This window comes from Rhizobium sp. USDA 3886 (genome assembly GCF_056279785.1).
On sequence record NZ_JBWCDC010000001.1, the window covers coordinates 695,099 to 719,309 of the forward strand.

The following is a 24,211-nucleotide window of genomic DNA, read 5'->3' on the forward strand; positions in this document are numbered from 1 at the left end:
CTTATTCCTCCATGCTTCCGCCCTCTTTCCTTTCTAGCGTCCAGCGCTACAACACTTTCTCAATACGAATTTCAAAAGGGATCCCAATGCAAGGCCTGTTGAAACGCGCTTCCATCTCGCTCTTTGCGTTGGTCGTCGCTGTGCCGCTTGGCGCATATGCGCAGGATGCGAAGACCGTACCGCAGAGCCGGACGGAAATGCAGCTTTCCTTCGCGCCGCTCGTCAAGCAGACGTCAGGCGCTGTGGTAAATGTCTACGCAGAGAAGATCATCCAGCGCCAATCTCCCTTCGCAGGCGACCCCTTCTTCGAGCAGTTCTTCGGCCAGCAGATGCCGAATCGCACCGAGAAGCAATCCTCGCTCGGCTCCGGCGTCATCGTCGAGGCCGACGGCACGGTGGTGACCAACAACCACGTCGTCGAAGGCGCGGACGACATCAAGGTGGCTCTGTCGGACGGCCGCGAGTTTCCCTGTAAGGTCGTGCTCCGCGATGACCGGTTCGATCTCGCAGTGCTGAAGATCGAAACAAAGGCGAACTTCCCGGCGCTTGCGATCGGCAATTCGGATGCGGTGGAAGTCGGTGATCTGGTGCTTGCGATCGGCAACCCCTTTGGCGTCGGCCAGACGGTGACGAGCGGCATCGTTTCGGCGCTGGCGCGCAACCAGGTGGTCAAGAACGAGTTCGGCTTCTTCATCCAGACCGACGCCTCGATCAATCCGGGCAACTCGGGCGGCGCGCTGATGAACATGAAGGGCGAACTGATCGGCATCAACACGGCAATCTTCTCGCGTGGCGGCGGCTCGAACGGCATTGGCTTTGCGATCCCTGCCAACCTGGTGAAGGTGTTCCTGGCATCGGCTGATGCCGGCTTAAAGTCGTTCGAGCGCCCCTATGTCGGCGCCACTTTCGATGCGGTGACCTCCGAGGTGGCCGAGGCGCTCGGCCTCGACAAGGCGCGTGGCGCGCTGATCGTGAAGGTGACGGATGACGGTCCCGCGGCCAAGGCCGGGCTGAGGACCGGCGAGATCGTGACAGCCGTAAACGGCGTTCCGGTCGAGCATCCCGATGCGCTCCTCTATCGACTTACGACGGCAGGCCTCGGCAATTCCGTCAACCTGACTGTGGTCGAAAACGGCGGCGAGCAGCAGGTGGCGCTGAAGCTCGACCGCGCTCCGGAAACCTCGCCACGCGACCAGCGCACGATCGGCGGGCGCACACCCTTCACCGGCACCGTCGTCGAGAACCTCTCGCCGCGCGTGGCCGACGAACTGCGCATGCCGACCGAATCGACCGGCGTCGTCGTCGCCGACGTGAAGGACGGCTCGCCAGCGGCGCGTCTCGGCTTCGAGCCAAAAGACATCATCGTTTCGATCAACGGCGCGCCGGTGAAGACAACGGAGGAATTGGTGCAGATGGCCGACACGGATCCCGGCTTCTGGCGCGTCGAGATCGAGCGCGACGGCCAGCGGATACGGCAGTTCTTCCGATGAGCGACGATCTCTTCGCACCGCGCATTCCTGAGGAGGTCGCCAACAGGCGGCCTCTGGCCGATCGGCTTCGGCCGCAGACGCTTGCCGACGTCACCGGCCAGGAACATCTGACGGGCGAAGACGGCGTTCTGCGCCGGATGATCGCGAGCGGCTCGCTCGGTTCGATGATCTTCTGGGGTCCGCCCGGCACCGGCAAGACGACCGTTGCCAGGCTGCTTTCCGGTGAAGCGGGCCTCGCCTTCGAACAGATCTCGGCGATCTTCTCCGGCGTCGCCGACCTCAAGAAGGTTTTCGAGGCGGCGCGCCTGCGCCGCATGGACGGCCGCCAGACCTTGCTTTTCGTCGACGAGATCCATCGTTTCAACCGCGCCCAGCAGGACAGCTTCCTGCCGGTCATGGAAGACGGCACCGTCATCCTTGTCGGCGCCACCACCGAAAATCCGTCCTTCGAACTCAACGCCGCGCTTTTGTCCCGCGCCCGCGTGCTGACCTTCAGGTCGCTCGAAGAAGGAAGCCTGGAGGTGCTGCTGAAGCGCGCCGAGACGGCCGAAGGCAAGGCGCTGCCGCTGACGGAAGATGCACGCGCCAGCCTCCTGCGCATGGCGGACGGCGACGGTCGTGCCGTGTTGACGCTTGCCGAGGAGGTCTGGCGTGCTGCCCGCGATGGCGAGAGCTTCGATACCGAGGCTCTCACCCGCATCGTGCAGCGCCGCGCCCCGGTCTACGACAAGGCGCAGGACGGCCACTACAATCTGATCTCCGCGCTGCATAAGTCGGTGCGCGGTTCCGATCCGGATGCGGCGCTCTATTACCTCGCCCGGATGTTCGATGCCGGCGAAGATCCGCTCTATCTCGGGCGGCGGCTGGTGCGCATGGCGGTGGAGGATATCGGCCTTGCGGACCCGCAGGCGCTGGTGATCTGCAATGCGGCCAAGGACGCCTACGATTACCTTGGGTCTCCGGAAGGTGAATTGGCACTGGCGCAGGCCTGCGTCTATCTGGCGACCGCTCCGAAATCCAATGCCCTCTACACGGCCTTCAAGGCGGCCACGCAGGCCGCAAAAGAGAACGGCTCGCTGCTTCCCCCGAAGCATATCCTGAATGCGCCGACCAAGTTAATGAAGGGCGAGGGTTACGGCGAGGGCTATCGCTACGACCACGACGAGCCCGACGCCTTTTCGGGCCAAGATTATTTCCCGGAGAAGATGGGCCGCCAGACCTTCTACGATCCGCCGGAGCGCGGCTTCGAGCGGGATATCCGCAAGCGGCTGGAGTATTGGGCGAAGCTCAGAAAAGAGCGCAATCCGCGCTAGTCACTGTCCGGTGACAAGCTATGAGGCACGCTTCTGGCCCGCCGGCGCGGCGATCAGCTTCACCGAAGATTCGGCAAGCCCATGATGGCCTTCCATATCCACGACCAGATGCCAGTGGCCACTCTCCGGAACGGCGAGCCTGACGGGGGATTTCTTGGCGACGCCGCCGACATATTTGAAGTCGAGAACTTCGGTAAAGCGCTGATAGTTCGGCGCTGTCATCAACCGCACATTGTTCACCGCGTTCAGCGTCACCTCGATAACGGTTCCGGCGCGCTGCTCGTGAAGATCATAATGGGTAAAGCGGAAGTTCGGTTTCGGCATCGGTCTTTGCGGATAGAATCTCTATAGCCGCTAATTTTAGGGGATGCCGGTTAAGGAAGAGTTTGGCTGCATGAGGTCGCAGCGCATCGGGCGCTCCCGCTCTGGGACAGCGAGAGCAGCGCCGGTCAGGGCATCTTACCTTACGGTAGCTGCCAGAGATTGCCGACGATCACGTAGAGTTCGACGCAGGCAAGCACGACGCCGAAGATCATCAGGATCTGCGCCGTACGGCGTTCGCGCATCTGGCTCGTTCCGGTCTTGTGACGCGGCGGAGGAAACGAAAAGGGCGGAAACATCAGGCGCATGGCATTCACCTTCGCATGGATGTCAAAGATTACTGCCGGTGCGGATAGTAAATCCATTCGCGCTAAAGGCTGAAGATATAGGAATCTCATAAAGATAGACCGATGTCTGAGAGCGTATTTGAGAAGTGCATTCCCAGCATGACTCTGCTGTGATTCATTGGGTATCGGATTGATCGGAGGCCGACACGATGGGACGCTGAGCGTAGAATGGCCGGGCAGCCGTGGAATGCAGGCTAGATACGCATTATAAGAAAGGCCGTTTCGACCGAATTCAGGTGAGGCCATGAACCAGGAAATCCGGCTTTTTGGCGCTATTGCGGTCCGACCCGCCGTCCTTGCTCTCATATCCCAGTTCGAAGCGGCTACAGGATTCACAGTTGCGGTCAAGTGGGAGCTCAATCCGACGGTAAAGAAGCAGATTGAAGCTGGGGAACCTTTTGACCTCGTCATCATCAATCCGGACCTGATTGAGGATCTGACCGCCTTGGGAAAAATCAAGGCGGCGAGCCAGGTAGCGTTCGGCCGGATAGCAATGGGGGTGGCGGCCAAGGCAGGCGGTCGACCGCTCAACATCGGGTCCGTGGAAGCATTCGAACATGCGTTGAAGAGCGCCAGATCAATCGCCTACGCCAGTGAAGGAACCAGCGGCGGCTACTTCTCCAGTTTGCTGGAACGCTTGGGAATAGCAGACGAGGTGAAGCCCAAGCTGGTGGCCGTACCAGGAGGGCAGACAGCGCCGGCCGTAGGCCGTGGGGAAGCCGAGCTGGGGGTTGTTCCCGTGACTTCGATTCTCGCCGCCGCTCCCGAGGTCGTGCTTGTCGGTCAGTTTCCGGCAGAACTCCAAAGTTACATTGACTTCGCCATTGGCATCAGCGCCGATTCAAGGGACGCAGAAGCTGCCAAGCAGCTCTCGGAATTTCTGATGTCAACAGCCGCTGATGACATCTTGGCGGCAAAGGGCATCGAGCGCCGCTAAAAGCGTGCTTGATAAACAGCGATCGGCTCACGGCCATCGTCTGATGAGTTTGCGGTGGCGGCGATGGTGGTATTTCCGGTGGCGGACAGGCCTATTGCCGGTTTTCGCGATCGAGCTGTGAGACCAGTGCAAATACCGCCTCGGATACCGGTGTCTGCACGGCAACAAGCCGCCCCAGCGAAACGACCATTCCCGTGAGCGGCACGATTTCCAGCGGCTTTCCGGCCAGCAGATCCTGCAGCATCGATGTGCGCACCGGGCCGAAATGCCGGGACTGCTCGAGGCGCTCCTCGACGGTGACATCGAAACGGGCGCCGAGCGCGGTGCCGACGGCACGCACTTCGCTCATCACCTTGCCGGCGATATCGCAAAGCGCCGGGTTGGCCATGATGTCGCTCATCAACGCGCGCGTCAGGGCGCTAATCGGGTTGAAGGCGGCATTGCCGGTAAGCTTGTTCCAGATTTCGTCGCGGATGCGGTCCGTCGCTGTAATGTTGAGGTCAGCACGGGTGAAGAGCGCAGCGATGGTTTCGAGGTCGGCGGATGTTTCTCCTGATGGTTCACCCAGGATGAAGCGGCCATTGTTCGAGAGCTTCACCTGGCCAGGATTGATCACTTCCGCACCCTGATAGGCAACGCAGCCGATGACGCGTTCCGGGCCGATCAGGCGCCAGAGACGGCCGCTAGGATCGAGTTCCTGCAGCTGCAGTTCGGCATGCGGGCTTTGCCTGTCGCGGTGAAAATACCACCACGGAATGCCGTTCAGGATCATGACGACGCGCGTGCCGTCCTTCAGCAGTTTCGCGATGCCTTCGGCGGCGGGGCCAAGCTGGTGGCCCTTGAGGCCCGTGACGATCAGATCCTGCGGCAGAAGCGCAGACGGGTCGTCCGTCGCGGTGAGGCGGGCGTTGATCGGCGTCTCGGAGCCGGCCTCGAAGAGGTCAAGCCCATTCTTTCTGATCGCATCGAGATGGGCGCTGCGCGCCACCACGGAAACCGTTGCCTCAGCGCCGAGCCCGGCAGCGAGCTTTACTGCCATGGCACCGCCCAGCGCGCCGGCGCCATAGATGCAGATGGTTCTGAAAGTCATGAAAGAACGCTCCGCGATCATTGCTGTCGCGCTAGACCTAGGTCGCGTTCGCCGGATGGCGAGTCGATTTTCAACACCCGCGTCAATGCGCCGTAGCGTCCGCTACAAGTTCATTGCGGCGGAGCTCGTCGATCGCGGCGACAGCATCTTCTGCCGGCCATCCGGCGCGGAGCGCGGCGGCGATCATCTTGACCTCGACCTCCTGCTCCAGCGCCAGAAAGAGCGGCTCCAGCGCTTCCTGGACGGTGAGGATATGCTCGCGCGGCGAGGCCACGGTCTGGCGTGCTGTCGATAAGGGCATCAGAGTTTTCCCCTCCAAGAATCATCGTAAATGCGCGAACGGCAAAAAAGTTCCACAGGACATTTCAGAAAGCGCACATCTTGTGCTTTCGCCCTGCCTCTGCCTTGTTGCGTGCTTAGCCTGACACGCGATTCGGTTTGCCGCAACGAGGGCGGGGACGAGAGCTGGCACAAAGGAGAATATGATGACGGACGCCAAGAGCGGGATTTCGGGATTGCGGCCGCGGATAACGGTGATCGGCGTCGGCGGCGGCGGCGGCAATGCGATCAACAACATGATCTCCGAAAATCTGGAAGGCGTCGATTTCATCGCCGCCAACACGGATGCGCAGGTGCTCGCGACGTCCAAGGCGTCGCGCCGCATCCAGCTTGGCGCGCATGTGACCGAGGGACTGGGTGCCGGATCGCTGCCGGAAGTCGGCCGTGCGGCGGCCGAAGAATCGATCGACGAGATCATGGATCATCTGGCGGGCTCGCACATGTGCTTCGTCACCGCCGGCATGGGCGGCGGCACGGGCACGGGCGCAGCGCCGGTGATCGCGCATGCGGCGCGCTCCGCCGGCATCCTGACGGTCGGCGTCGTCACCAAGCCCTTCACCTTCGAAGGGAACCGGCGCCTGAGAACGGCGGATATCGGCATCGAAGCGCTCAGGCAGGCAGCCGACACCGTGATCGTCATTCCGAACCAGAACCTCTTCCGCATCGCCGATGCGAAGACCACCTTCGCCGACGCCTTCATGACCGCCGACCGCGTGCTCTTTGCCGGTGTTGGCTGCATCACCGACCTGATCGTCAAGGAAGGCCTGATCAATCTCGACTTCGCCGACGTCAAGTCGGTGATGCGCGGCATGGGCCGGGCGATGATGGGAACCGGTGAGTCATCCGGCGACGAGCGCGCGCTGAAGGCCGCCGAAGCGGCGATCGCCAATCCGCTGCTCGACGACATCTCGATGAAGGGCGCTAGGGGAGTGCTGATCTCGATCTCCGGCGGTTCGGACATGACGCTCTTCGAGGTGGACGAGGCCGCAAGCCGCATCCGTGACGAGGTGCAGGACGACGCCGACATCGTCGTCGGCGCGATCTTCGACCGTAATCTCGACGGCAAGTTCCGCGTCTCCGTCGTCGCAACGGGTCTCGACGCTGAGCTCTCCGCATCGGCACCGGACGCCGTCGCTCAGCAGATCCATACGCGGACTCTTCAATAGGCGATTGGGCGCTTCGCCTGGCTTTGCAGCATGGCCATTTCGGTTGCGACCATCAATCGGAGGTCGATCGCCGAAAGTGCCGTGGGCAAAGGCCTTCAACTCGTTGCCGCAGGAGCACCAGATCGAGCAGCGCCCTCAGACGCGGCGGCCTCTTCAGATCGCGATGATAGCCGAGCCAGGTATCCCAGCCCGGCGGCGAGTCGTTAAGCTCCAGTCTTTTAAGGCCGGGGAAGCCGTCGCCGAGGGGACGGGCAGCGCCGCCACGCCTGCACTGCGGGCACAGAGTACGGCCTGGACATCGCGACTGTTGCTTCGCATCGCGATATTGGCGTTGGGAAATTGGCGCTTGAGCCAATCAACCTCCGGCATGGCGGAGAAGCTTGGTCCATCGTCACTATATTGAAGGCCGCGGCCGTCGCCCACAAACGGTTGGCCGGCTGTCCTTCGCTGCATAGAGCCCATATTCGATGTGCAACAGCTTTCGCGATATGATGTCTGGTTCGGTGAACGGACGGATAAGGGCGACGAGATCAGCCTCGCGGCGGAAAAGGTGAGCAGGCGGGCGTCGGTGAGCAGTTCGACAACGATCTTCGGATGGGCAAGCGAGAACTCCGCAAGGATTGGCGAGAGAACGTGCAGGCCGAACCATTCGAGCAAGAAATACGCAGCATGCCTTCCAGTTCGAGGACGCTGCCAGCAAGCGGCCGCTCGAGCGCAACCGTTTCCTCCTCGACGCGCAGGCAGGAAGCCAGGCGATATTCCCCGTCCGCTCCACGAACCGGCTGCAGCCGGCAGGTGGTGGAAAGCGCCGGAGCGATTGCAGGGCTGCGTCAGGCAAGTCCCATGACTGGGCGACCGACGGTGAGGGCCTTGCGCAGGTTGGGGTCGAGCCGTTCGGCGTAGACATGGTCCGGTGCCGCGCCCAACGCATCCAGCATCTTCGAGAAGAAGCAGCGGGCTGCCGCTGCCGCGGTGATGTCGAAGATCTCGGCATCGGTGAGCCCGTGCTTTTTTAGCCCGTCGACATCCTGCTGCGTCACCGAGGTTGCGTCGCGCACCACCTTGGCGGAAAAGGCCATGACGGCGCGCTCGACGGCATCGATCGGCGCCTTTTCCGTCTCGTTCGCGACGGCTGCCAGTCCGTCATTGGTGAAGCCTTCACGCAACAGCACAGAGCCGTGCGCCAGCATGCAATACGAGGACTTGAGCTCCTTTGCCGCCGCCAGCGTCACCAGCTCGTAGCGCCTGGGGCTCATATGGCTGCGGATGCTCGAAAGCAGCGTGCCCCAGTGCTCCATAACCTCGGGCCGGTGCCCGAAGGTGCGGTACATGTTCGGCAGATAGCCGTAATTCGACTCGGCGGACGCGTACATGGACGCGGTCTTCTCGCTGGCGGATGCATCGGGGGTGTGGATGAAGGGCATGCGTGATCCTCCTCTGTTTATGTATGAAGGATAGACTGAAAAATGCGGACGGCAATCTATTCGAGGAAGCTAAGATCGAATCCGCCCCCCGGACACCCAGCGCCGGTTTTCCGCTGCGACGCGACCCTGCGGATCCGAAATCTCCTGTAGTGAAAAGAGTCATCTGACGGCCTCTTCTGTTGGTGGCGGGATGCGAGGCGTCGGGTAGGAATTGGTAGAAGAAGCTTCGGCAGCCCCGATCGCGACTGCCATCAGCCCCAAAGCGGCATGCGCTGACGTCTGCACGAACTCGCGTCGCGATCGGCTGAAGCGATGATTGCGTTCGTTGGTGCTCATGGCTTGCTCCTGACCGGCCATTTCCAGTTCCGGACCTCCGGCATGTCCTCGCCGTATTCCCGGACATAGGCCTGGTGTTCGGCGAGTTTCGCATGCAGCCGGTCGAGAATCTCCGGCACCTTCTCCTTCAGCCCGGGGACGCGCTGGATGGCTTCAATGGCGAGGTGGAAGCGGTCGAGCTCGTTCAGCACCGTCATGTCGAAAGGCGTCGTCGTCGTCCCTTCCTCGATGAAGCCGCGCACGTGGATGTTTTCGTGGTTGGTGCGTTTGTAAGTCAGCCGGTGGATGAGGTAGGGATAGCCGTGATAGGCGAAGATCACCGGCTTGTCCTTCGTGAAGATCCGGTCGAATTCATCGTGCTCCAGCCCGTGCGGATGCTGCTCCTTGGATTGCAGCGCGAGCAGGTCGACGACGTTGACGACGCGCATCTTCAGATTGGGGATCATCTCGCGAAGGAGGCTGACGGCGGCCAGTGTTTCCATCGTCGGCACGTCGCCAGCGCAGGCCATGATCACGTCGGGCGCGATCGTGTTGTCCTCGTTGCTCGCCCATTCCCAGATGCCGATGCCGGCCTTGCAGTGCTCGATCGCCTCATCCATCGTCAGATATTGCGGCTCCGTCTGCTTGCCGGCGACGATGACGTTGATGCGGTCGTAGGTCTTCAGGCAATGGTCGCCGACCCAGAGCAGCGTATTGGCATCCGGCGGCAGGTAGATGCGCACGGTATCGGCCTTCTTGTTGGCGACGAGATCGACGAAGCCCGGATCCTGGTGGGAAAAGCCGTTGTGATCCTGCCGCCAGACATGCGAGGTCAGCAGGTAGTTGAGCGAGGATATCGGCTTTCGCCATTCCAGCTCGCGGGTGACCTTCAGCCATTTGGCATGCTGGTTGAACATGGAATCGATGATGTGGATGAAGGCTTCGTAGCACGAGAAGAGGCCGTGCCGGCCGGTCAGCAGATAGCCTTCCAGCCAGCCCTGGCAAAGATGCTCGCTCAAGACCTCCATCACGCGGCCGTCGGGGGAGAGATGCACGTCATAGGGCTCGATGCCTTCCATCCAGACGCGATCAGTCACTTCGAAGACGCTGCCGAGGCGGTTCGATTCCGTCTCGTCGGGGCCGAAGATGCGGAAATTCGCGTTCGCGGCGTTGAGCTTCAGCACATCGCGCAGATAGTGGCCGAGAATTTCGGTCGACTGCACGGCCTGGCTGCCGCGGTCTCCAATCCTGATCTCGTAATTGCGGATATCGGGAACGGAGAGTTCCTTGCGCAGCAGACCGCCATTGGCATGCGGGTTGGCTCCCATCCGGCGGCGGCCTTTGGGCGCCAGAGCGCGCAGATCATCCTTCAGGCGCCCGTCCGCATCGAAGAGGTCTTGCGGATCATAGCTGCGCATCCAGTCTTCGAGGATTTTCCTGTGGCCGTCGTCGCCGCGGCAGTTGGAGACCGGCACCTGATGGGCGCGCCAGAATCCCTCGACCTTCTTGCCGTCGACTTCCTTCGGCCCTGTCCAGCCTTTCGGGCTGCGCAGCACGATCATCGGCCAGCGCGGCATGCCGGAGCCACCTGAGCGCGTTTTCGCCTGGATGTCCGTGATCCGGTCGAACACCGCGTCGAAGACTGCCGCCATCTTCCTGTGCATGTCGGGCGGCTCGTGTCCCTCGACGAAGAAGGGCTCATAGCCATACCCCTGGAAAAGATCGCGGAGATCATCTTTGCTGGCGCGGGCGAGAATCGTGGGGTTGGCGATCTTGTAGCCGTTGAGGTGGAGGATCGGCAGCACCGCGCCGTCGCGGGCGGGGTTCAGGAACTTGTTCGAATGCCAGCTGGCGGCAAGCGGGCCGGTTTCGGCCTCGCCGTCGCCGACGACGCAGGCGACGATCAGCTCCGGATTGTCGAAGGCGGCGCCATAGGCGTGGACGAGGGCATAGCCGAGCTCGCCGCCCTCATGGATCGAGCCGGGCGTTTCGGGTGCTGCATGGCTCGGAATGCCGCCAGGAAAGGAAAACTGGCGGAAGAGCTTGCGCATGCCTTCCGCATCCTCGGAAATATCCGGATAGATCTCGCTGTAGGTGCCTTCGAGATAGGTGTTGGCGACCATGCCCGGCCCGCCATGGCCGGGTCCGCACATGTAGATGACGTCGAGGTCGCGGGCGCGGATCATTCGGTTGAGGTGCGCATAGATGAAGTTCAGTCCCGGCGTCGTGCCCCAGTGGCCGAGCAGGCGCGGCTTGATATGCTCGGGCTCCAGCGGTTCGCGCAACAGCGGATTGTCCAAAAGGTAGATCTGGCCGACGGAGAGGTAGTTGGCGGCCCGCCAGTAGCGGTCGAGCAGCTTGAGGTCGGCGTCAGAAAGCGTGGAAGGGGCGGTGTTCGAGGCGTGCTGTTCCATGGATTTCCCCTGTTCGAAACGTGTTCAGGTTCAACTCTAGCGGCCTGCGCCGGGCCGTTTCTTGATCTGGATCACCCTGCACCGAGAATAGCGAGCGCCTCGTCGGCGATAACCTGCTCCTCGTCGGTGGGGATGACGAGCGCGGCGATCCTGCTGTCGCCCGCGCTGATGACCGCCGCGTTAGCCTCGTTCCGGCTATCGTTGAGATGAAGGCCCATCCAGCGGAGATGGGCGGCGACGCGGCGCCTGATCTCCGGTTGATTTTCGCCGACACCGGCGGTGAAGACGACCGCGTCCAGGCCGCCGAGCGTCACCGCCATGCGGCCGATCTCGCCGGCGATGCGGAAGCAGTAGAGGTCGATGGCCTGGGCGGCTTCCGGCCGCTTGTCCTTCAGAAGAACCCGGGTGTCGCCGCTGATACCGGAGACGCCCAGCAGGCCGCAGGCATGATAGAGGAAGTCTTCCAGTTCCCCGGGATCACGCTTTCCCTTCCGCATGAGATAGAGGAGGGCGCCGGGATCGAGCCATCCCGGCCGCGTCGCCATCGGGATGCCGTCAAGCGCCGAGAACCCCATACTGCAATCACGGCTGATGCCGCCCTCAAGGGCGCAGAGGCTCGCTCCGCTGCCGAGATGGGCGGCCACGACCCTTCCGCCGGCCACCTCCGGCGCCTGCCGCTTCAGCGCGCTGGCGATGAACTTGTAGGACAAGCCATGAAAGCCGTAGCGCCGCACGCCTTCGTCATGCAGCGAGCGCGGGATCGCCAGGCGTCGGACGAGGTCGTCCTGCGTCGTGTGGAAGGCCGTATCAAAGGACGCCGTCTGCAGTATCTGGGGTCGCAGCTCCTTTAGCGCGCGGATCACCCGCAGCGCCTGCGGCTGGTGCAGCGGGGCAAGCGGAACCATCGCATCGATCGCACCGATAGTCCGTGCGTCGAGCGCTGCGGCCTCATGGAACCGAAGGCCGCCATGGACGACTCGGTGCGACGCGAGCCTTAGGGAGCCGGGCGGCAGATGAGCCAGCAAGTGATGCAGCGTGCCTTCGATGACCTCGGCGAACCGCTCGCCATTGCCGCCCGGAAGCGGGCGCTCGAAGCGGTCGTCTCCCAGCGAATAGCGCAGGACAAGCTTGCTGTCGTCGAAGTCGATCTTTCCTTTGCCGATCGGCCGGGCGGTGCCTGTGCCGGCATCGAAGATGCCGATCTTCAGCGTCGACGATCCGGCATTGAAGGTCAGGCAAACTGTATCGGCATCCATGCTCGGCCTCTGCGTGGAGGTCCGGCGGCAGGAATAACCGCCGGCTCCGATTGTCATCTAGGGCCTTTCACAGTCACGTAAACCACGGTGCGGCGTCGCGACAAGGCGTGATCCAGCGCCGTTGCGACAGCCTCAGGCGCAGACATTCAGTTTTGAACGTCGCTTGGCAGTTCGAGCGGGGACGGGCAGGGCGCAGAATCCAGCGCACACTGGGCGGATTGCATCACAGGCTACACGGCCATATCCGGACTTCGGGACGTGCATACCGAGCAGAGTTTGGAGATATGCTGAAGGATACTGATTTCGCGTTCATGGGCGCTGGCGAAGCGCGCTATGGCTGCTTCAGCATCGTGACGGGACGCTGATTTCACGCTGGAGCCGCCGAAACTACGGCAACGCCCGATCAGCCGCTGTGGGGGAACGATATCGTAGTTTGGAGGGTTTAAAGCAGCTAGAGCGCACCAATGGCGCGCTCTAGCGAAAAACTGGCTCCCCGGGCCGGATTCGAACCGGCGACCTGTCGATTAACAGTCGAATGCTCTACCGCTGAGCTACCAGGGATCACCGCTTGCGGCGGCGTGAGTGGGCTAATACAAATGCTTGCTCGATTTGCCAAGCGGTTTTTTCAAAAAAATGACATCCGCTTGTATTCGCGGCGTTTGTCCCCATCTCCTGTGCATGACTGACGGGAAAGACAATAGCAGAAACCGGCGCGAAAAGCACTTCGGCATCGATCATACGACGGGAAAGCTCGTTCTCGGTTCCCTTCACATACCGTTGCCGCGCTCGCGCATTGCCCGCGTATTCATAGGCGTACTGCTGATTGTGTGCGGCATCCTGGGTTTTCTGCCCGTTCTCGGCTTCTGGATGCTGCCACTCGGTTTCATCGTTCTTTCGCACGACCTACCGATCGCTCGCAGATGCCGCCGCCGATTCTCCATCTGGTGGCACCGGCGGCGGAAGCCTGCCGGTTGATCGTGCGAAGTGGCGGGCGAAGGCACGGATGCGAGGTTGCCGGAGCGCGATTTTCGGCTGCACTTGCTGCAAGCATTCGCAATGCGCGTTTTTCCGGATTGGCCTCTTGCGCGCTTCGTGGATTCGTTCTAAACGCCCGCCATCACTCGCCTTGCATACAGCAAATCGGATGGCCTCGTGGCGGAGTGGTGACGCAGAGGACTGCAAATCCTTGTACCCCGGTTCAATTCCGGGCGAGGCCTCCAAATTTCTCAATGCTTTAGCATTTCGGCGTTAGACACAATTTCGGAAGGTGTCTAAGCCGGTTGGCAAGCTTTTGCCGCGAGTGATCGGTAGGGCTCACTTGTGGACGCATTGGCCGCGTCTAATTTCATTTCGATTTTTAGGTTTGGAGTACCTCGCGATCATACCGGCCGGGCACCTCTTGTCGTCGTACAGAACGTTCTCGCCCGGAGCTAATGACGAAACGGTCGGCTTTTGCGTTACGACCTTCGTTGCAGCCTCTGCTGGCACGAAGTCAGCCAGGAACAGAACTGCCCATGCGAAAAAAATGATTATCATGCGTTTCATTGTCCCCTCCATATATTCATGAATGTTAATATATAGCGAAAGTGGACATGCAAGGAACCTTCGCAATCGGATTAGCCCGCCACCGTAACCGTCCGGACGTTTTCTACGCGGATGCATCCAGCGCCCCCCGCCAAGTAATTATTTGACAAACAACCATATATTTGAAAATGAGGGGGTTCATCCAGGAGCAAACCTCCAAGGCAAAAGCCGGCCTCTGCGGCCTGGCTGCTTTGCCGAAATCAGTCCGCTGTGATCCGACATGCCGGCCATTGAGCAGGAAATTCGACAAGACGCGCGCATTCCGTCCGGCTACAGCGTTCAGGAACTTCTGGCGTCGCCGCTGTTTGCAACGTCGCTGACGGACGCGGCAAGCCGGCTTATCGGCATCTATCATGAGGCGCCGCGCGCGGTGCGCTATACCTCCGACCTGCGCCGCTGGCTTGTCGCTCAGGCGGCACTGGCCTTTTATTTCGAAAACAGAACGGGTTTGAGCCGTGAGGATTTGACGGTAACGCCTTACCGAGTTCGGGCCTGCACGGGCCGCTGCACGAATTCGCCAGCAGGAATACGATCGCTTCCTACATGGCGCAGATGCGCCAGTACAAGCTCTTCACCGAACGGGAAAGCCGCGACAAGCGATTGCGGCCGCTGGTGCTTTCCGAGGCAGCGGAGCATCTTATCCGCAACTGGTTCGACAGCCACATGGCATCGCTTGACCAGTTGGATGGAGGCGAGCGGCTTGCTCTTTCTCAGGCCGACCCGCGCCTGCTCTATTACGCTCATCCGCCCGCTGCCCGGGCGCTCATCGCCGATCCGCGCTGGAACGATCCGCCGGAAAGCGTAAAGACCTTCACGTTTACCAATCTCGGCAGCAATGTGATTCATGATCTGGTTGCTCGCTTTCCATCCGCCAGCACGCTGTCGGAACGATGCTACGTCGGTGAACTGAAGCCGGGGACGCTTGCAAGCCGTTACCATGTCTCGCGTACGCAGATCGTGCGCGTGCTGAACCGTGCGAAAGCCCTCGGCGACATCGGCTGGGACGGATCGCAATATGGCGACAATTTTTGGATTTCCGCTCGCCTGATCGAAGATTACCGGCGGTGGCAGGCCGTCAAGTTCGAAGCGCTGTCGAGGTCGATACAAGACGCTTGCGTGCGGCTATACGCATAGGGCGGCGTTCAGGTGCCGCTGCACTTCGCAACTCTCTGCGCACTGAACGCTATCGTGTCGTTTCGCTGTCCAACAGCCCGCAGCAGAATATGGCGATGAGCGCTGCGATGATGAAGAAGTCGAACAGCGTAAGATACTCGAAAAAGGCAGACATGGCCTGCACCTCCTCCATTTCCTCCGGTTGCAAGAATACCACAAACCACGTCTTTGTTCCAAACAAGAGTTGCAGCCGTGGCCGCGCCTGAGGGCAGCCGGCTCAAGCGGGATTCTTGCCGCAGTTGCTTATGTGCCTTGAAAGCGCACGCCGCGGAGATTAAGAGGACGGGTGACAATGCCGCGTTCAAGGGGCGAGAGGATATGATGGATTTCGAAGCAGCACGCGCAAAGATGGTCGACAACCAGATCCGTACGACGGACGTCACGTCGCATTCGGTGCTGACGGCCTTCCTGACGGTGCCGCGCGAGGTTTTCGTGCCGGAGAAGTCCAAGGCTCTCGCCTATGTCGACAACGATGTCGAAATCTCGTCGGCAGCGGACGGCAAGCGGGCGCGCTTCCTTATGGAGGCTTCGCCGCTGGCAAAGCTGCTGCAGCTCGCTGCCATCACCGAGGATGATGCAGTTCTCGAAGTCGGCTGCGGCACGGGTTATACCTCGGCCCTGCTGTCGATGATTGCCGGTTCGGTCGTCGCCCTTGAATGCGACGAGACGCTCGCAGCCGAAGCGAAGAATAATCTTGCTGGTTACACGAACGTCTCCGTCGTCACCGGCGCCCTGGAGCAGGGCAACAGTGCCGGCGCACCCTACGACCTGATCTTCATCAACGGCTCCGTGGAGGAGGTTCCGGCAGCGCTTCTCGGCCAGCTCGCCGAAGGCGGCCGCCTCGTTACCGTCCAGGGCTACGGCCACGCGGCCCGCGCCAAGGTGTTCTTCAGCGAGAATGGCGCTGTTTCGGAAAATGTGTTCTTCAACGCTTCGGTCAAGCCACTGCCGGGCTTTGCCAAGGTTCGAGAGTTCGTCTTCTGAGCGTATTTTTTTGGCTTTTATGCAACGGGCGCCTTAGGCGCCCGTTTTGTTTTCCGCCTGTCGCAAAAGCTTGGCGGCGCCGGCGTAGACTGCCGCAACAAAGCTGTGCACGGGCACATTCATTTGATTCGCGCTGATTTTTTTCATGTCTGGGGTATTCTAAGGTCGGGGTGATTCGGATGCCCACTCCACGCAATCCGATCGTTGTTGCAGGGATAACGGGGATAGATATGGCTCAGCCAAGCGTAGTGCGTGAACCGTCCATGGAAGAGATTCTGGCGTCGATCCGCCAGATCATCGAGAGCAATGAGCCGGGCGCGGGCAGGGCGATTTCGCCGTCCCTGCCGCCCGTCTATGGTGCCGACGACGAGGAGAGCGACTCCAACATCCATCTGACGGTTGACGAGACTTACGCTGACGTCGAGTTCCCCGAGCCTATGATGCCGTCCGATCCGCGTTTCGTTGCGGCGAATTCGGCAGGCAGCCGCGAAGCGGAAGCGCCGGCGCGCGCGATGTCGCTTGCCGATGTCGCAGCCCGTGTTCGCGCCGCCTCGGAGCGTACCACACCGCAGCCGCAGCGCGAAGCGCCGCCGGTCTTCCGTCAGCCGGAGCCGGTCGGACGCCTGGAGCAGGAAATCCACCGTCCGGTGGAAGCTCTCTCGGCTCCTGCCGTTGCTCCGCCGCTGGCAGTAATGCCGGCACCGGCCGTTGCGCAGGCAGAACGAGTTGAAATGCCGCAGCCGGCCGTCGCAGAACCGGCGCCGCAGCCGCAGGCGGTTGTCCCGCCGGCAATCGCATCTGCAGAAAGCCGTCTGCCGGGCGTTGCCGGAGAGGCCCAGGGCCTGATTTCGCAGAGTGCGGGCCAGCAGATCGCGCGCTCGTTTGAGGAGCTGGCGCTGGCGATCGATGGCGCCGAGCGCCGGTCGCTGGACGAGATTGCCGAGGACATGCTGCGTCCGATGCTACGCGAGTGGCTGGACGACAACCTGCCGACGCTCGTCGAGCGGCTGGTGCGCGAAGAGATCGAACGCGTGGCGCGCGGTCCGCGCCGCTGACTGGAACCGCTTTTTATCGAACAAGCCGCTCCGGTCTCCGGGGCGGCTTTTTTATTGACTTGCCGTCAGCCATCCTATTTACAACCCCCATCCTAAAACCCCGAAGTTTGGTCATAAAATGCTCGACAAGACCTATGATTCCACCGCAGTCGAACCGAAAATCGCCGCGAAATGGGATGAAGCCGATGCGTTCCGCGCGGGCGCCAACAAGAAGCCCGGCGCCGAGACCTTCACGATCGTCATTCCGCCGCCGAATGTCACCGGTTCGCTGCATATGGGTCATGCGCTGAACAACACGCTGCAGGACATCATGATCCGCTTCGAGCGCATGCGCGGCAAGGATGTGCTCTGGCAGCCGGGTATGGACCATGCGGGCATCGCCACACAGATGGTCGTCGAGCGCCAGTTGATGGAGCGGCAGCTCCCTGGCCGCCGCGAGATGGGCCGTGACGCCTTTGTGGACAAGGTCTGGGAGTGGAAAGCGGAGTCGGGCGGCCTGATCTTCAACCAGCTGAAGCGCCTCGGCGCCTCCTGCGACTGGTCGCGCGAGCGGTTCACGATGGACGACGGGCTCTCGGAGGCGGTTCTCGAGGTTTTCGTCACGCTCTACAAAGAGGGGCTGATCTACAAGGACAAGCGCCTCGTCAACTGGGACCCGCGGCTTCTGACGGCGATCTCCGACATGGAAGTCGAGCAAGTGGAGGTCAAAGGCAATCTCTGGCACTTGCGCTATCCGCTTGAAGAGGGCGTCACCTATCAGCATCCCGTTGCATTCGACGAGGAGGGTAAGCCCACCGAATTCGAAACGCGCGACTACCTGGTTGTTGCAACGACGCGGCCCGAGACCATGCTCGGCGATACTGGCGTCGCGGTGAATCCCGAAGACGAGCGCTACAAGCCGATCATCGGAAAGCACGTCATTCTGCCGATCGTCGGCCGCAAGATTCCGATCGTTGCCGACAACTACGCCGATCCGACGGCCGGCACCGGCGCCGTCAAGGTCACCCCTGCGCACGACTTCAACGACTTCGACGTTGCGAAGCGGACGGGCCTGCGCGCCATCAACGTGCTCAATACCGATGCTTCGGTTACTATCAAGGACAACGAGGACTTTCTGGAAGGCCTCGACCATCCAGCCGCCTTGCATGGTGCCTGGGACCGGCTGGAAGGCCAAGATCGCTTCACGGCGCGGAAGATCATTGTCGAGATCTTCGAGGAAGCGGGCCTGCTCGACAAGATCGAGCCGCACATACATACGGTCCCGCACGGCGACCGCGGCGGCGTGCCGATCGAGCCCCGTTTGACCGAACAATGGTGGGTGGACAACAAGACGCTTGCGAAGCCCGCCATCGCATCGGTCCGTGAAGGCCGCACCAAGTTTGTTCCGAAGAACTGGGAGAACACTTACTTCCAGTGGATGGAGAACATCCAGCCGTGGTGCATTTCGCGCCAGCTCTGGTGGGGCCATCAGATCCCGGCCTGGTACGGTCCGGATGGCCAGGTCTTCGTCGAGAAGACCGAGGAAGAGGCGCTGCAGGCGGCAATACAGCACTACCTCTCGCACGAGGGCCCGATGAAAGCCTATGTCGAGGACCTCCTGGAGAACTTCAAGCCGGGCGAAATCCTGACGCGCGACGAGGACGTACTGGACACCTGGTTCTCCTCGGCGCTTTGGCCTTTCTCCACTCTCGGATGGCCGGAGCAGACGCCGGAACTGGCGCGATACTACCCGACGAATGTCCTCGTCACGGGCTTCGACATCATACCGTTTTGGGTCGTTCGTATGATGCAGATGGGCCTGCATTTCATGAAGGACGACGACGGCAATCCGATCGAGCCCTTCCATACCGTCTATATCCACGCGCTCGTCCGCGACAAGAACGGTCAGAAGATGTCGAAGTCGAAGGGCAACGTCATCGATCCGCTCGAACTGATGGACGAATACGGCGCCGACGCGCTGCGCTTCACGCTGGCGATCATGGCCGCCCAAGGCCGCGACGTTAAGCTCGATCCGGCCCGCATCGCCGGCTATCGCAACTTCGGTACCAAGCTTTGGAACGCCACGCGCTTTGCCGAAATGAACGGTGCTAAAAGCGATCCGAACTTCGTTCCGGAGGCGACAGGGCTGACGATCAACCGCTGGATTCTGACGGAGCTTGCCCGGACGGAACGTGACGTTACGGAAGCGATCGAATCCTACCGCTTCAACGACGCGGCCGCGGCGCTTTACCGCTTCGTCTGGAATCAGGTCTGCGATTGGTATCTGGAACTGCTGAAGCCGGTCTTCAGCGGTGAAGACGAGGGCGCGAAGAAGGAGGCTCAGGCCTGCAGCGCCTATGTTCTCGAAGAGATCTACAAGCTGCTGCATCCCTTCATGCCGTTCATGACCGAGGAGCTTTGGGCGCATACGGCGGGCGAAGGCGTCGAGCGCGACTCGCTGATCTGCCATGCCGAATGGCCGGCGCCGTTCTATGCCGACAATGCTGCGGCCGACGAGATCAACTGGCTGATCGACCTCGTCTCCGGCATCCGCTCGGTTCGCGCCGAAATGAACGTCCCGCCGGCGGCGACGGCGCCACTGGTAGTCGTCAAGGCCAACAATCTGACTCGCGAGCGGCTTGCCCGCCATGAGGCAGCGATCAAGCGCCTTGCGCGGGTCGATGCGGTTTCGCTTGCCGACAGCGCGCCGAAGGGTGCGGCGCAGATTGTTATCGCCGAAGCGACCGCCTGCCTGCCGCTCGGCAGCCTGATCGATCTTTCCGTTGAGAAGGCCCGCCTGGAAAAGGCGATCGCCAAGACCGAAGGAGAGATCGCGCGCATCAACGGCAAGCTTTCCAACGAGAAGTTCGTTGCAAATGCCAATCCGGACGTGGTGGAAGCGGAGCGCGAGCGGCTGGCCGAATTCCAGAGCCAGATCGCAAGCCTCAAGGTGGCGCTGTCGCGCGTCGTCGAGGCCTAAGCTATCCGCTTGGGATATAATACTGAGGCGTCCGGCCTAAGCCGGGCGCTTTTTCATGGCGGTTGGAATGATTCGATCGTCCCGGCTGATTATTCGCTGTTTCGCAGATGCAGTTTTGCGAGTTTATGAAATGAATTGCCCTCTCAGGCGAAAAACGCGACTGTTGTCAGATTGATACAGTTTGTCCGCGGTGTGGAATGACAATCCAAAAATACCCATAAATGATTAGGGTATTAGGATAAAATTTTATGAATAAAAAACATTGACGTGTCCGTCAATTTCTTACGTCAATTTAACACCTCCCCTCCATTATGGCGGCAGAAGGCACGAGTTGCCATTTGTGGCGATCGCTTGCACTGTGCCGCCATCAGATTGCTTGAGTGGGGGAGACACAATTGGCATCTCGTATGTTTTTCAGAGGCGTAGCATCGCTCGCCATCCTTTCGTCCATCGCGTCGCCGTCCTTTGCAGGCGGCCTGGAGCGCGGTGGATATAATATCGATCAGTTGTTCGACACCAGCCCGTTTTCCTTTCAGTCGGGCGTGATTTATGTCATGCCGCAGCGGAAGCTAAAGAATGTCCAGGATACGGATATCAGTGATGGTCTTGGAAATAATGGTATTGGCGGAGGCTCGACTTCGGCGGACGACAGTGAAGATTACGCTGTCCCCTATATCGGAATGAAGGGTGGCGTCGGTCCAGTCGACTGCCTAATTGATTACTCGGAGCCTTTCGGAGCTCACACGAACCCTGGACTAGGCTGGGTTGGCGCCAACAGTAACATCGAGACAGAAATATCAAGTAAGAATTATGCCGGGACCTGCTCCTACAAATTCGATGTGGGTCAAGGGCAACTGCGGCTGATCGGCGGCGCATTTTACCAAGAGATTGAAGGTTTCAAGGAGCGTCTGGTTGCTCCCATTCCGGCAGTATTCGGAACAGGCATTGGCCGGCTTGACCTTGAGGGTGAAGGTTGGGGCTGGCGCGCGGGCATCGCTTACGAAATTCCTGAGTATGCCTTGCGTGCGAGCCTCGTTTATAACAGCCGCGTGAAGTACGATAATCTTTCCGGTACTGTAGATCTGACGCAAATTCCAGCGTTTATTGATCCAACGAATCCGGCACTGGGCGTCGTGACGCCGGTTTTTGGGTCTGCTGATGCTCCGGACTCGGTTGAGCTGAAGCTGCAGAGCGGTATCGCGCCTGATTGGCTTGCATTTGGCTCAGTCAAGTGGACGAACTGGAGCGTGTTGCAATCTATTTCGTTCTGCCCGACCGCGACCAAGGGAACCACGTGTTCGGCAACCAGCGGCACAGAGCTAACGTCACTTGATCTGATTTATCGCGACGGCTGGACGATTTCCGGTGGCGTCGGTCACAAGTTCAACGAACAGTGGGCTGGCGCAGTCAGCCTCACTTGGGATCGCGGAACGAGCCAAGGTTACGGTACGCAAACTGATGCATGGACGCTAGGCGTCGGAGCATCGTATACGCCAACCGAAAATATCGAATGGCGAGTGGCTGGCGCAATTGGCCTTCTAACGAGCGGCTCCTCGCATGCGGTCACACGCGATGGCATCACATATGGTGATGATGTCTCATATGACTTCGGAGACGACCTCGTCACAGCCGTCTCCACCAGTCTTAAAATCAAATTCTGACCAGTAACGCCAAGTATGGAAGCCCGGCAAACCGCCGGGCTTTTCTTTGCTTAAGTCATATTAATCATGCCATCTGCCCATCCCATTTTGTGACGATTCAGCAACACATTTTTACGACAGTTCGCATATGTTGGCGGCGGGGCGAAATTGTCCATTTCCCGCCACAAACAGAGCGCAGCGATATTTGCGGGCGAGGGAATGGCAGGCGTAGGGTACGTTTAAGAAGCAAGATGGGTCGATTTTTTTCCGGGACGTGCGGTGAGCGTATGAGCGTCGGCTTTGATGCCGCTTCATGTGCGATTCAGCTTTTCCCGCAAGGCGATTCCGCCGAAAAAAATCACCCAGAAGTCGCGTCGTCAAGCTGTCTTTTCCCCGATGATACGGCGTCCGTTGCCGCCGCACGCAGGCACCGCGATCACGCCGATACCGGTTTGGTCACATTTGGTGTTTACGAATATTCGAAAGGCGGAAGGACGCTTGTTCGCTCCGCAGGAATGACGCCGCAGGCATTGCAGGCGGACCAGGCCGGAACGCGGGTGGTCTATCGCGATGCGCAGGAAATTCAGGCTCTCGAAGAAGGGCCGAAGGCTGGATGCGACGCGGGCAAAGGGGCCATTGAGCCCGCCGCGGGATCGCTCGCCTGGAGGAATACGCCGGGAAGCCAGGCAGCGGAGTATGTGCTGCCGTGGCGGTCTGCGATGGAAGCGAAAGAAACCGAGTGAAATGCTGACATCCGAGTTCAGACTTTTCAGATTTACGCTTATGGGGCTGTCTATCGTGCTTTCCGCGGCGATGTCCTCCCCGGCCAAGGCATTCGATATCAATGCCGGCGTCACCAAAGAATCCGGTCCTTTCGATCTCTTCAAATTCGGTTTCAAGGCCTATAAGAGCGGCCAGAAGGAAGAGGCTGTCGAAGCCTATAAATACGCCGCCGAAAAGGGCCACACCGGTTCGCGCTGGGCGCTCGCCAACATGTATGCCGATGGCGACGGCGTTGCTCAGGACGATTTCGAAGCCTTCAAGATCTACAGCGAAATCGCGCAGCAGGGCGTGGAGCCCGGCTCCGAAGATACCGGCTTCTTCATCAATGCGCTTTTGTCGCTCGCCAGTTACTACAAACACGGCATTCCGCGCAGCCCGGTGCGGACCGATCTCAATCAGGCCCGTCAGCTCTATTTCCAAGTCGCTTCGACCTTCGGCGTTGCCGAAGCGCAGTTCCAGCTCGCGCAGATGATGCTGTCGGGCGAGGGCGGCACGCGCAGTCCGCAGCAGGCGAAGAAGTGGCTGAACCAGGCCCGCAAGAGCGGCCACCCCGGCGCCATGTCGGTCTTCGGCAACATCCTTTTCCAGGAAGGCCAGTCGGCACGCGGCCTGGCGCTGATGACGGCGGCGCTCGACCGATGCAAGCCGAAGGATTGCGGCTGGATGCAATCGCTGCAGGAACAGGCCTTCTCGGTTGCGACCGAAGGCGATCGCCGCACGGCTGTTTCGCTCTCCCACAAGATCGCGACCGGCAGCGATTAATCCCCGGTCTAAGCTGCGAAGTCGAAATAGGCGACGACCGGAACGTGGTCGGACGGCTTTTCCCAGGCGCGCACGTGCTTTTCGATCGCAACCGACGTCATGTAATCGGCGGCCTCCGGCGAAAGCATCAGGTGATCGATCCGGAGGCCGTTGTTCTTCTGCCAGGCGCCTGCCTGGTAATCCCAAAAGGAGTAGAGCTGAACCGCGTCGGTCGAGGCGCGGACGGCATCGGTAAGCCCGAGATTTTCGAGCCTGCGGAAGGCCTCGCGCGTTTGCGGCAGGAAGAGCGCATCGCTTTCCCAGATCTTCGGATCGAAGCAATCATGCGGCTCGGGGATCACGTTGTAGTCGCCGGCGAGGATGAGGATGTCCTCATAGGCGAGGCGCGAGACCGCAAACTGGTGCAGCCGCTCCATCCAGGCGAGCTTGTAAGGGTATTTTTCGCTGTCGACCGGATTGCCGTTCGGCAGATAGAGGCAGCAGACGCGCAGTGCGCGATTGCCAGGGATCGAGAACACCGCTTCGAGAAAACGCGCCTGCTCATCGAGAGCATCGCCCGGCAGCCCGCGAGTGACTTCGTCCGGCGTGGTCTTGGAAAGGATCGCGACGCCGTTGAAACCCTTCTGGCCATGCGTTTCGACGTGATAGCCCATCGCTTCGATCTCGAGCCGCGGGAAAGCCTCGTCGATAGTCTTGATCTCCTGCAGGCAGACGATATCCGGATCGGAGTCCTTCAGCCATTGCGTGAGGTTGTCGATGCGCGCCTTGACGCCGTTGATGTTCCAGGTCGCGATCTTCATGGGCTGTTCCTCTGCCGCTTCGTGCCCGATCTTTTATCGTGCCGTCCCACGTTCGGACA

General features: G+C 60.7%; 22 protein-coding genes and 2 tRNA genes. 13 read left to right on the top strand and 11 right to left on the bottom strand.

Translation table 11 applies throughout. From position 1 onward, the window contains the following. Positions 1-86: 86 nt before the first annotated feature. The gene (locus tag ACZ9BX_RS03615) at positions 87-1,490 is read left to right on the top strand and encodes a DegQ family serine endoprotease (RefSeq protein ID WP_476215760.1); all 1,404 of its coding nucleotides are present in this window, start codon (positions 87-89) and stop codon (positions 1,488-1,490) included. Then, positions 1,487-2,803, top strand: coding sequence for a replication-associated recombination protein A (locus ACZ9BX_RS03620; protein ID WP_476215762.1), 1,317 nt, complete (start codon positions 1,487-1,489; stop codon positions 2,801-2,803). Before ACZ9BX_RS03615 ends, ACZ9BX_RS03620 begins: the two co-directional genes overlap by 4 nt. 18 nt (positions 2,804-2,821) lie before the next feature. Here ACZ9BX_RS03620 and ACZ9BX_RS03625 read toward each other — a convergent pair whose 3' ends face one another. Together ACZ9BX_RS03625 and ACZ9BX_RS03630 are read right to left on the bottom strand one after the other, a co-directional pair. After that, on the bottom strand, positions 2,822-3,127 hold the full coding sequence (locus ACZ9BX_RS03625; protein ID WP_132561745.1) for a DUF1883 domain-containing protein: 306 nt from the start codon (positions 3,125-3,127) through the stop codon (positions 2,822-2,824). 140 nt (positions 3,128-3,267) lie between these two features. Beyond that, on the bottom strand, positions 3,268-3,432 hold the full coding sequence (locus tag ACZ9BX_RS03630; protein ID WP_156915246.1) for a hypothetical protein: 165 nt from the start codon (positions 3,430-3,432) through the stop codon (positions 3,268-3,270). Between the two features lie 283 nt (positions 3,433-3,715). Here ACZ9BX_RS03630 and modA point away from each other — a divergent pair, with 283 nt between their 5' ends. Beyond that, the gene (gene modA / locus ACZ9BX_RS03635; protein ID WP_476215766.1) at positions 3,716-4,408 is read left to right on the top strand and encodes a molybdate ABC transporter substrate-binding protein; all 693 of its coding nucleotides are present in this window, start codon (positions 3,716-3,718) and stop codon (positions 4,406-4,408) included. 91 nt (positions 4,409-4,499) lie between these two features. Here modA and ACZ9BX_RS03640 read toward each other — a convergent pair whose 3' ends face one another. Both ACZ9BX_RS03640 and ACZ9BX_RS03645 read right to left on the bottom strand, forming a co-directional pair. Next, positions 4,500-5,498 (bottom strand): ketopantoate reductase family protein, encoded by a 999-nt coding sequence (locus ACZ9BX_RS03640; RefSeq protein ID WP_476215768.1) that lies wholly within the window; start codon positions 5,496-5,498, stop codon positions 4,500-4,502. Positions 5,499-5,580: 82 nt separating this feature from the next. Further along, complete coding sequence (locus ACZ9BX_RS03645) at positions 5,581-5,799, bottom strand: hypothetical protein (RefSeq protein ID WP_027509287.1); 219 nt, start codon at positions 5,797-5,799, stop codon at positions 5,581-5,583. A gap of 184 nt (positions 5,800-5,983) precedes the next feature. Here ACZ9BX_RS03645 and ftsZ point away from each other — a divergent pair, with 184 nt between their 5' ends. Next, on the top strand, positions 5,984-7,003 hold the full coding sequence (ftsZ, locus tag ACZ9BX_RS03650) for a cell division protein FtsZ (protein ID WP_132561751.1): 1,020 nt from the start codon (positions 5,984-5,986) through the stop codon (positions 7,001-7,003). 830 nt (positions 7,004-7,833) lie between these two features. Here ftsZ and ACZ9BX_RS03655 read toward each other — a convergent pair. The 5 genes from ACZ9BX_RS03655 to ACZ9BX_RS03675 form a co-directional block, all read right to left on the bottom strand. Beyond that, a complete protein-coding gene (locus ACZ9BX_RS03655) occupies positions 7,834-8,427 on the bottom strand; it encodes a carboxymuconolactone decarboxylase family protein (protein WP_476215771.1) in 594 nt (197 codons plus the stop codon). A 159-nt stretch (positions 8,428-8,586) separates the two neighbouring features. After that, positions 8,587-8,763, bottom strand: a complete 177-nt coding sequence (locus tag ACZ9BX_RS03660) for a hypothetical protein (protein WP_476215773.1) — start codon at positions 8,761-8,763, stop codon at positions 8,587-8,589. Next, positions 8,760-11,156, bottom strand: a complete 2,397-nt coding sequence (locus ACZ9BX_RS03665) for a phosphoketolase family protein (RefSeq protein ID WP_476215775.1) — start codon at positions 11,154-11,156, stop codon at positions 8,760-8,762. The genes ACZ9BX_RS03660 and ACZ9BX_RS03665 overlap by 4 nt, the downstream gene beginning before the upstream one ends. Positions 11,157-11,227: 71 nt before the next feature. Further along, positions 11,228-12,412, bottom strand: a complete 1,185-nt coding sequence (locus ACZ9BX_RS03670; RefSeq protein ID WP_476215777.1) for an acetate/propionate family kinase — start codon at positions 12,410-12,412, stop codon at positions 11,228-11,230. 486 nt (positions 12,413-12,898) lie between these two features. Beyond that, positions 12,899-12,973: transfer RNA gene (locus tag ACZ9BX_RS03675), tRNA-Asn, on the bottom strand. A 117-nt stretch (positions 12,974-13,090) separates the two neighbouring features. On the opposite strand from ACZ9BX_RS03675, the gene ACZ9BX_RS03680 reads away from it, so the two are divergent. Together ACZ9BX_RS03680 and ACZ9BX_RS03685 are read left to right on the top strand one after the other, a co-directional pair. Further along, positions 13,091-13,387 carry a membrane protein gene (locus ACZ9BX_RS03680; protein WP_027509293.1) on the top strand — a complete coding sequence of 99 codons (297 nt, stop codon included), beginning with the start codon at positions 13,091-13,093 and terminating at the stop codon, positions 13,385-13,387. A 171-nt stretch (positions 13,388-13,558) separates the two neighbouring features. Continuing rightward, positions 13,559-13,632: transfer RNA gene (locus tag ACZ9BX_RS03685), tRNA-Cys, on the top strand. Between the two features lie 94 nt (positions 13,633-13,726). Here ACZ9BX_RS03685 and ACZ9BX_RS03690 read toward each other — a convergent pair. Further along, complete coding sequence (locus tag ACZ9BX_RS03690; RefSeq protein WP_476215778.1) at positions 13,727-14,074, bottom strand: DUF6719 family protein; 348 nt, start codon at positions 14,072-14,074, stop codon at positions 13,727-13,729. A gap of 465 nt (positions 14,075-14,539) precedes the next feature. Between ACZ9BX_RS03690 and ACZ9BX_RS03695 the strand changes: the two genes are divergently transcribed. The 7 genes from ACZ9BX_RS03695 (at position 14,540) to exoR (ending at position 23,352) form a co-directional block, all read left to right on the top strand. Beyond that, a complete protein-coding gene (locus tag ACZ9BX_RS03695) occupies positions 14,540-15,130 on the top strand; it encodes a hypothetical protein (protein ID WP_476215780.1) in 591 nt (196 codons plus the stop codon). A gap of 357 nt (positions 15,131-15,487) precedes the next feature. Beyond that, a complete protein-coding gene (locus ACZ9BX_RS03700) occupies positions 15,488-16,153 on the top strand; it encodes a protein-L-isoaspartate O-methyltransferase family protein (RefSeq protein ID WP_476215781.1) in 666 nt (221 codons plus the stop codon). Positions 16,154-16,383: 230 nt separating this feature from the next. Beyond that, entirely contained in the window at positions 16,384-17,208 is an 825-nt protein-coding gene (locus ACZ9BX_RS03705; protein ID WP_476215783.1) for a PopZ family protein, read from the top strand. 118 nt (positions 17,209-17,326) lie between these two features. Continuing rightward, positions 17,327-20,167 (top strand): valine--tRNA ligase, encoded by a 2,841-nt coding sequence (locus tag ACZ9BX_RS03710; protein WP_476215785.1) that lies wholly within the window; start codon positions 17,327-17,329, stop codon positions 20,165-20,167. A gap of 395 nt (positions 20,168-20,562) precedes the next feature. Further along, positions 20,563-21,828 (top strand): OmpP1/FadL family transporter, encoded by a 1,266-nt coding sequence (locus tag ACZ9BX_RS03715; protein WP_476215786.1) that lies wholly within the window; start codon positions 20,563-20,565, stop codon positions 21,826-21,828. An 89-nt stretch (positions 21,829-21,917) separates the two neighbouring features. Then, positions 21,918-22,550 (top strand): hypothetical protein, encoded by a 633-nt coding sequence (locus ACZ9BX_RS03720; protein ID WP_476215787.1) that lies wholly within the window; start codon positions 21,918-21,920, stop codon positions 22,548-22,550. Position 22,551: 1 nt separating this feature from the next. Continuing rightward, positions 22,552-23,352, top strand: coding sequence for an exopolysaccharide production regulator ExoR (gene exoR, locus ACZ9BX_RS03725; protein WP_476215788.1), 801 nt, complete (start codon positions 22,552-22,554; stop codon positions 23,350-23,352). An 8-nt stretch (positions 23,353-23,360) separates the two neighbouring features. Here exoR and xth read toward each other — a convergent pair whose 3' ends face one another. Further along, a complete protein-coding gene (gene xth / locus ACZ9BX_RS03730; RefSeq protein ID WP_476215790.1) occupies positions 23,361-24,152 on the bottom strand; it encodes an exodeoxyribonuclease III in 792 nt (263 codons plus the stop codon). Positions 24,153-24,211 lie beyond the last annotated feature (59 nt).

What these genes read in the sequence shown, in the direction of transcription:
- ACZ9BX_RS03695 (WP_476215780.1), top strand. Translation starts at nt 14,540, where the DNA reads ATGGCGCAGATGCGCCAGTACAAGCTCTTCACCGAACGGGAAAGCCGC.
- ACZ9BX_RS03690 (WP_476215778.1), bottom strand. Translation starts at nt 14,074, where the DNA reads ATGCATCCGCGTAGAAAACGTCCGGACGGTTACGGTGGCGGGCTAATC.
- modA (WP_476215766.1), top strand. Translation starts at nt 3,716, where the DNA reads ATGAACCAGGAAATCCGGCTTTTTGGCGCTATTGCGGTCCGACCCGCC.
- ACZ9BX_RS03655 (WP_476215771.1), bottom strand. Translation starts at nt 8,427, where the DNA reads ATGCCCTTCATCCACACCCCCGATGCATCCGCCAGCGAGAAGACCGCG.
- ACZ9BX_RS03680 (WP_027509293.1), top strand. Translation starts at nt 13,091, where the DNA reads ATGACTGACGGGAAAGACAATAGCAGAAACCGGCGCGAAAAGCACTTC.
- ACZ9BX_RS03645 (WP_027509287.1), bottom strand. Translation starts at nt 5,799, where the DNA reads ATGCCCTTATCGACAGCACGCCAGACCGTGGCCTCGCCGCGCGAGCAT.
- ACZ9BX_RS03625 (WP_132561745.1), bottom strand. Translation starts at nt 3,127, where the DNA reads ATGCCGAAACCGAACTTCCGCTTTACCCATTATGATCTTCACGAGCAG.
- xth (WP_476215790.1), bottom strand. Translation starts at nt 24,152, where the DNA reads ATGAAGATCGCGACCTGGAACATCAACGGCGTCAAGGCGCGCATCGAC.
- ACZ9BX_RS03700 (WP_476215781.1), top strand. Translation starts at nt 15,488, where the DNA reads ATGATGGATTTCGAAGCAGCACGCGCAAAGATGGTCGACAACCAGATC.
- ACZ9BX_RS03670 (WP_476215777.1), bottom strand. Translation starts at nt 12,412, where the DNA reads ATGGATGCCGATACAGTTTGCCTGACCTTCAATGCCGGATCGTCGACG.
- ACZ9BX_RS03665 (WP_476215775.1), bottom strand. Translation starts at nt 11,156, where the DNA reads ATGGAACAGCACGCCTCGAACACCGCCCCTTCCACGCTTTCTGACGCC.
- ACZ9BX_RS03640 (WP_476215768.1), bottom strand. Translation starts at nt 5,498, where the DNA reads ATGACTTTCAGAACCATCTGCATCTATGGCGCCGGCGCGCTGGGCGGT.
- ACZ9BX_RS03660 (WP_476215773.1), bottom strand. Translation starts at nt 8,763, where the DNA reads ATGAGCACCAACGAACGCAATCATCGCTTCAGCCGATCGCGACGCGAG.
- ACZ9BX_RS03630 (WP_156915246.1), bottom strand. Translation starts at nt 3,432, where the DNA reads ATGCGCCTGATGTTTCCGCCCTTTTCGTTTCCTCCGCCGCGTCACAAG.
- ACZ9BX_RS03620 (WP_476215762.1), top strand. Translation starts at nt 1,487, where the DNA reads ATGAGCGACGATCTCTTCGCACCGCGCATTCCTGAGGAGGTCGCCAAC.
- ACZ9BX_RS03615 (WP_476215760.1), top strand. Translation starts at nt 87, where the DNA reads ATGCAAGGCCTGTTGAAACGCGCTTCCATCTCGCTCTTTGCGTTGGTC.
- exoR (WP_476215788.1), top strand. Translation starts at nt 22,552, where the DNA reads ATGCTGACATCCGAGTTCAGACTTTTCAGATTTACGCTTATGGGGCTG.
- ACZ9BX_RS03710 (WP_476215785.1), top strand. Translation starts at nt 17,327, where the DNA reads ATGCTCGACAAGACCTATGATTCCACCGCAGTCGAACCGAAAATCGCC.
- ACZ9BX_RS03705 (WP_476215783.1), top strand. Translation starts at nt 16,384, where the DNA reads ATGGCTCAGCCAAGCGTAGTGCGTGAACCGTCCATGGAAGAGATTCTG.
- ftsZ (WP_132561751.1), top strand. Translation starts at nt 5,984, where the DNA reads ATGACGGACGCCAAGAGCGGGATTTCGGGATTGCGGCCGCGGATAACG.